Raw genomic sequence first — 6,809 nt, forward strand, 5'->3', positions numbered from 1 at the left:
GGCAGTCATGGCTGGCCACAGCTTGAGCACTGGTTGTTGCATCACCCCCGTCACGGCGGCCATATCCGTCAGTGGCGTGAACAGCGAGCTATTCCCCGCCGCGCCAAGTGCGCCGCCTCCACCATGATGCTGATCAGCATCGGCTTGATCAGCCTGTCCTCGGCCCCGAATTACCTGAAAATCGGTGTGCCGCTGTTCCTGTGCGTGGTATTGCTGTGGATGTGGCGCCGACCGGAGCCAATTGAATAGGCACAAGGGTTTATTCGAATACGGCGCAAATGAAGGCAAATATACGCAAACAGCCCTATATGTTCCCAATTTGACCCACAAAGCGTGATTCTTGCGTTAACGGCGTAGGCCCATGAACGGCGGGTCACAAATAACCCTGTTACCTGACGCCTTGCCTGCCTAAAATTTGCGCCCTGCCAACTTTCGGGAGATGTGCAAATGGCGACCTATAAAGCGCCCCTCGAGGACATGCGTTTTGTTCTCAACGATGTGTTCAAAGCGGATCAGCTGTGGGCCTCCATGCCTGCCACCGCCGAGGTAACCCGCGACCTGTCCGACGCCATTCTGGAAGAAGCGGGCAAGATGACCGAAGGCCTGCTGTTTCCGTTGAACCGTAACGGTGACGAGCAGGGCTGCACCTGGAACGACGGTGAAGTGACTACCCCGGATGGTTTCAAGGATGCCTTCAAGACCTTTGCGGAAAATGGCTGGAGCGCGTTTTCCGGTAACCCGGAATTCGGTGGTCAGGGCATGCCCAAGTCCCTGGCGGTGCTGTTCGAGGAAATGATGCACAGCGCCTGTTCCTCCTTCGCCCTGTACCCTGCGCTCACCAGCGGCGCTTGCCTGGCCATCGATGCCCACGCCAGCCAGGAACTGAAAGAGCAGTATCTGCCCAAGCTCTACAGCGGTGAGTGGAGCGGCACCATGTGCCTGACCGAGCCGCATTCCGGCACCGACCTGGGTATTCTGCGTACCAAGGCCGAGCCCAACGACGACGGCTCCTTCAACATCACCGGTACCAAGATTTTCATCACAGGTGGTGAGCACGACATGACCAGCAACCATATTCACCTGGTGCTGGCGAAGCTGCCGGATGCCCCGGCTGGCTCCAAGGGCATTTCCCTGTTCCTGGTGCCCAAATTCCTGCCCGACGCGGACAACAACGCGGGCGAGCGCAACGGCGCCACCTGTGGCTCCATCGAGCACAAGATGGGCATCAAGGGCTCTGCCACCTGCGTAATGAACTTCGACGACGCCAAGGGCTGGATCATCGGCGAGCCGAATCAGGGACTGGCCTGCATGTTCACCATGATGAACTACGAGCGCCTTTCCATCGGCCTGCAGGGCCTGGGCCTGGGTGAAGTGAGCTATCAGAGCGCGGTGGACTATGCCCGCGAGCGTCTGCAGGGTCGCAGCGCCACCGGCGTGAAAAACCCCAACGGACCGGCGGACCCGATCATCGTGCACGGCGACGTGCGCCGCATGCTGATGAACATGCGCGCCATCAACGAAGGGGGCCGTGCGTTGGCCGCCTACGTGGGCATGCAACTGGATACCGCCAAGTTCAGCGAAGACGCGGATGCCAAGAAAAAGGCGGAAGACCGGGTGGCATTGCTGACGCCGGTGGCCAAGGCCTTCTTCACCGACCGCGGCTTGGACACCACTATCACCGGGCAGCAAGTGTTCGGTGGCCACGGCTATATCCGTGAGTGGGGCATGGAGCAGTTCGTGCGCGATTGCCGGATTTCCCAGATCTATGAAGGCACCAACGGCATTCAGGCCCTGGACCTGGCGGGCCGTAAAGTGGCCCGTAACGGCGGCAAGTCCGTGGACGCGTTCCTGGCCGATGCCCAAGCATGGGTTGAGGAAAACAGCGCTAACGGCCAACTGGCTGCTATCAGCAGCGAGCTGCGAGCGGCATTGACCCTGCTCAAGGACGCCACCGACGAGTTGCTGTCCCAGGCGGGCAACAACCCGGATGCCATCAGCGCTGCTGCGGTGGAGTACCTGGATCTGTTCGGCTATGTGCTCTACGCCTGGCTGTGGGCGCAGATGCTGGCGGCCACCGACGGTCGTGATGACGACTTCGCCAAGGCCAAGCGCATCACCTGCCAGTACTACTTCCAGCGCGTCCTGCCCAAAGCGCATGCCTTGTTCGCCCAGATCAAGAGTGGCGCGGATACCATGATGGGTCTGGACGGTGAGTTGTTCTAAATAGCTACGAGCTACGAGCTACGAGCTACAAGCTACAAGCTACAAGCTACAAGCTACAAGCTACAAAAAAACCGCTACCCTTTCGGGTGCGGTTTTTTTGTGTGAGAAGTTCAGCGCGGAGCCCGGCATTGCAGTAATCGACCACCTGCCTTCGTGTTGTAGCTTGAAGCTTGCGGCTTGTCGCTGGTTACGGAAACTGCATATTCAACGGCGAGCTGCCTTGCAGTGAGTCCGCGCGATCCGGTTCATCGATAAAAAGATTGCGATCCCCCTGCACCTGTTCGATCACGTTGTTACGGCGACGTTCCTCATCATCCACTGGATCAGCCCTGTGCCAGCGCTGGTACATCTCCAGTGTGCCCAGTAAGGGGATGTCATATTTGTCGTATAGATACAGCATGGCCCTGGCCACATCGCCCTTGGCGGACTGTGGCGGCTCGAACACCTGAAAGGCCTGCTTGTAACCACACTGAGGATCCGTGGCTGTGGTGGCAGGCAGGTCGCCAAACAGGGTCCGGCGCCGGTCCAGTTCGGCGTGCCGGGTGACAGGAAACAGGCTGTGGCGGTCCCGTAAGGCGTCAACAAACTGCGGATTGCTCTGGCACAGGCGGCTGGTTCGGCAGCCGAAATGTTGCGCAAGCCGACGCTCGTCATAGATGTGTTCTAAAGAAACTCGGTCATCAGGCTGGAAAGCTTCCTGGCAATACAGCGTTTTGCCGCCGTTGGCGTACACCTGCTTGAGAAATTGCTTCTCGGGCGTATCGCCATAGCTGGTGGCTACAGGCAAAAAAGATGCCAGCAGAACCAGTGAAAACTTATTCATATTGTGAGCCCCGTCACATGTCTGCTCTTGCCATCTTAGCCCCCAAAGCCAGAGTGACAGCTAACCATAATGTATACCGGGGTGATGAGCGGTGCCAATGGCGGGACTAGCGGTTGTCTAACAAAAAAGTAACACAGTCCTGAATATGTGCGCTGATCGCACTTCTCGATGGCAATTGCTCTGGTGCCAGCAGGGCGCACAGCTGGAACTCTGCCTTCACCATGCCCAGGAACTGACGGGCGGTATGCGGGGTAGGTAGCGTGGCAGGCAGTTGCCCTTCTCGCTGCAGGTGTTTCAAATACTGCTCCAGCTCGCCAAGTAGCAGTTCTGGGCCGGCCTGGTAGACCGTGCGTCCCAGATCCGGAAAGGCCGGCGCCTGGGTGATCAGCAGTCGGTACAGCTCCAGATTGACCGGCTCCAGCAAGGCGAACACAAAGTTCTTTGCCAGCATTGTCAGCCCGTCTCGGGCAGACATGCCAATCACATCAATTGAGCGCACTGCTTCGACCAGCTTGTCGGCGTGATAACGAATTACTGCGCCGAACAGTCCCTGTTTGTCGCCAAAATAGTCATAGAGACTGCGTCGCGAGCCGCCAGCCTGGGTGATGATCATGTCCAGAGTGGTGCCTTCATAGCCGTGCAGAAGGAAGGTGTTCGTGGCAGCGTCCAGAATGGCCTGGCGGCGTTTCTGGCCGCGCTGACTGAGGGGCTGACTCATGATTGTTGGTCTGTTGCCGTTTTATTAAGGGTACTGAACAGGACACTTTTGGGCAATTTGTTGCCTTTTTGCTTTGCAGAACAATGCAAAATCCGCCTTTAAAAGTCGATATGGCGCGGTGTGAGAAGGCTCTGGAAGAATATAAAAGTATATAAAACTAGGCGTTTTATGCAGAGAACCTTGTTCGTAATGAGTCTGGCGTTCTGTGGTTACGATATGGCTTACAACGAAAGTCGTATATTAACATTTCCTATTTATCAGGGAATTCAATGGCTTGCCGTATTTTTCCTGCTTTAACTCATTTGGGGTATAAGCTAATTAATTGATTTGTAATGAAAAAATACAGGGGAGGAACGGTATTCATTTTTCCTAGCAGAAACAGGTTACAGAAAGATTAATCCGCCACACAGCAAACAAATACCTTTGCCCGTGATGCAAGCGCCAAATGATGTATGTCCGCATTGTTTATGTGACCAGCTTTGCAAAGCTGACATATTTTACAGGCGGCTCACTAAAGGAAAGTTTGATGTCTGGAGGACAAGTCATGAAACAGCTGTTTATGCAATTCATCAAAGAAGAAGACGGGGCCACCATGGTGGAATACGCAATCCTGGTCGCTCTGATTTCCGTGGTCGCTATTGCAACGATTGTTCTTATCGGTCAGGAGGTGAACACATCCTTCGAAACCGTTAACACAGAACTGACCGCTGCAAATGCTGAATAACTGATCCAGAAACTCTGCCCGCCGCAAGGCGGGCAGAGGAGGTGATCCGGAAATGGTGACTCTTGTTCTGACCTTATCCCTATTGATGCCGGCGGTGTACTACGACATCACCGAAAGGCGAATCCCGAATCGTCTTATCGCAATTTTTATTCTTGTTATTCCTGTCGTTCTATTTCTCGTACAAGGTGCCTCCGTGTTGCCCTCGCATCTTGCTGCCGCAGGAATTGTCTTTCTCTCGGTTTTTATTTTCTGGTTATTGGGCTGGCTGGGCGCAGGTGACGTGAAGTTGCTGGCGCTGGTTGCTCTGATAGCCGGGCTCTCTCTGGTTCCTGAATTATTACTGAATACAGCGTTGTGCGGCCTTGTGCTGGCGGTACTGGCGATTGTTGTGAAAGGGGCGTTTCGACAAACAGGAAAACGATTGTTTGCAGTGGTACGAGGTGTCCCTGCCGATGAAATTGAGCAGGACGGCAGTCAGGCAAAATTACCGTATGCGGTGGCCATCGCTGCCGGAGCGGTACTCACAGTTTCAGGTATATCGCCGCTACCGTAATGACAGTAGGTGATACGGGAAGGGACGGAAAAGGAGATTCCTCATGCAGTTGCGACCGCTATTGATTCTTCTGGTGGCCATTATTCTGGGTGGGCTAACGGTCTATCTGGTGAACCAGTTTCTACAACGAGAAGTGAGCAGCCGAGCGGATATGCGAACCATTGCCACCGTGCCGGTGGTAGTGGCGGCTGCAGACCTGAACAGTGGAACCCGGCTGGATGAGGTGCTGCTTAATGTGGTGGATTGGCCGGAATCCAGCGTTCCTGAGGGGGCGTTTCGTACCAAGTCTGCACTGCTCCAGGACAAGCCTCCGCTTATTTTGACCCAGGCGATCAAGGGTGAGCCGATTCTGAAATACAAGCTCTCGCCGTACGGTGCTAGAGGTGGCTTGCCTGCCAAAATCCCTGAAGACAAGCGTGCCTTGACGTTGTCGGTGAATGAAATAACCGGGGCGGGTGGTTTTGTGATGCCGGGTGATTATATCGACGTGCTTCACACCACCACGTTCGGGCGTTCTGACAAAAAACCGGTGACGCAGGTGATTTTGCAAAATGCCAAAGTGCTGGGGATCGACCAGCGCTCCAGCGAAACCGATACCGAGCCCAAAGTGGTCAATGCTATCACTATTCTGGTCGCCCCTTTTGATGGCCAGCGTATTGTTCTGGCCGCCAAAACGGGTGACCTGAATCTGTTGCTGAGAAACGAGTTCGACGCATCCATTGTCGAGACCGAATTGGTGACCTACAAGGATCTTCTGACAGAGGAGCCGGCCCGGGAAACCAAAGTGGTTCGCCGTGTTCGGCGTGCGCCTCCCAAACCGCAGGTTGAAGTGATTCGTGGTCTGGAAGTGGAAAACCAGACGGTGAAGGAAGGTGAAGTTCGGCAGAAAACGCCTGCACCAGCCGGCGCGCAATAGGATTCCAGGGAGGAAGGAGAATGAAGATGCATACTGAAATTCGGATATCAGGCTGGTCAATGTGTGTGTTAGCGACACTGATGATGGCGATGGTATCAAGCGTTCATGCGGTAGAAGGTTACGAGCTGCAGTTCAGTGATGGTTTACAGAAAGAGGAGCTGTCGCTGTCGCTGGGGAAATCCCAAATGATCTACTCGCCGTCGCCATTGGATCAGGTTGTTATTGGTAATCCGGAAATCGCGGATATCAAGCTTCTGTCATCCCGGCATGTGCTGATTCTGGGGATGAAACCGGGCCATACCAACCTGGCGTTTCGCGACAAGAATCGCAATCTGGTGGCGCTGATGGATGTGATTGTCGGTTATGACATGGGCCAGATGAAGCGTCGTATCTATGAATTGATGCCGGAAGAAGACGAGATCCAGATCCGGGGCGCCAATGATCAAGTAATACTCTCTGGCAAGGCATCCAGCGTAATGGCTATGGAGCAGGCCTTGTCTGTGGCGCGCAGCTTTGCCCCTAAGGAGAAGGTGGTCAACATGCTGGAAGTGGGTGGTGGCACCCAGGTGATGCTGGAAGTGCGTATCGCCGAGATCAAGAGGACGTCTCTCCAGGAGTTGGGTGTCAGCCTGCAGGCGTTTAACCAGGATGGGGTCAAGACCCTGGCCACAGCCACGGGTATCGCGCCCAATAATATTCCCTTCTTGTCATCCGTCTTTACCGATCCAGCCTCCACCAGCTTCGGTAATAACGGAATCAGTGTGCGGCTTGATGCACTGGACATGGAAGGGCTTCGCGAAGTGGTGGCAAAAACCAATCGTAATGCTCAGTCCGCTACAGATGCGCGTTTCC

General features: G+C 55.0%; 8 protein-coding genes. 6 read left to right on the forward strand and 2 right to left on the reverse strand.

The window, feature by feature from the left end; genetic code table 11:
* Together ACFE0K_RS10490 and ACFE0K_RS10495 are read left to right on the forward strand one after the other, a co-directional pair.
* The coding region (locus ACFE0K_RS10490; RefSeq protein WP_434536012.1) for a YbaN family protein at positions 1-249 on the forward strand (249 nt) is incomplete at its 5' end.
* 198 nt (positions 250-447) lie between these two features.
* Positions 448-2,223, forward strand: a complete 1,776-nt coding sequence (locus ACFE0K_RS10495) for an acyl-CoA dehydrogenase C-terminal domain-containing protein (RefSeq protein WP_434536013.1) — start codon at positions 448-450, stop codon at positions 2,221-2,223.
* A 187-nt stretch (positions 2,224-2,410) separates the two neighbouring features.
* Here the strand turns inward: ACFE0K_RS10495 and ACFE0K_RS10500 are convergent, their stop codons facing one another.
* Both ACFE0K_RS10500 and ACFE0K_RS10505 read right to left on the reverse strand, forming a co-directional pair.
* The gene (locus ACFE0K_RS10500) at positions 2,411-3,046 is read right to left on the reverse strand and encodes an endonuclease (RefSeq protein WP_434536014.1); all 636 of its coding nucleotides are present in this window, start codon (positions 3,044-3,046) and stop codon (positions 2,411-2,413) included.
* Between the two features lie 106 nt (positions 3,047-3,152).
* Positions 3,153-3,764 carry a TetR/AcrR family transcriptional regulator gene (locus ACFE0K_RS10505; protein WP_434536015.1) on the reverse strand — a complete coding sequence of 204 codons (612 nt, stop codon included), beginning with the start codon at positions 3,762-3,764 and terminating at the stop codon, positions 3,153-3,155.
* 445 nt (positions 3,765-4,209) lie between these two features.
* Between ACFE0K_RS10505 and ACFE0K_RS10510 the strand changes: the two genes are divergently transcribed.
* The 4 genes from ACFE0K_RS10510 to ACFE0K_RS10525 all read left to right on the forward strand — a co-directional run.
* Entirely contained in the window at positions 4,210-4,488 is a 279-nt protein-coding gene (locus ACFE0K_RS10510) for a Flp family type IVb pilin (protein ID WP_434536016.1), read from the forward strand.
* Between the two features lie 52 nt (positions 4,489-4,540).
* The gene (locus ACFE0K_RS10515) at positions 4,541-5,041 is read left to right on the forward strand and encodes an A24 family peptidase (protein WP_434536017.1); all 501 of its coding nucleotides are present in this window, start codon (positions 4,541-4,543) and stop codon (positions 5,039-5,041) included.
* Positions 5,042-5,114: 73 nt separating this feature from the next.
* On the forward strand, positions 5,115-5,957 hold the full coding sequence (gene cpaB, locus ACFE0K_RS10520) for a Flp pilus assembly protein CpaB (protein WP_434536018.1): 843 nt from the start codon (positions 5,115-5,117) through the stop codon (positions 5,955-5,957).
* 26 nt (positions 5,958-5,983) lie between these two features.
* Positions 5,984-6,809: pilus assembly protein N-terminal domain-containing protein (locus ACFE0K_RS10525; protein WP_434536019.1), on the forward strand; the 826-nt coding region annotated here is incomplete at its 3' end.

The sequence above is a fragment of the Alcanivorax sp. genome (genome assembly GCF_051117345.1).
In the GTDB taxonomy this organism is placed as follows: domain Bacteria; phylum Pseudomonadota; class Gammaproteobacteria; order Pseudomonadales; family Alcanivoracaceae; genus Alcanivorax.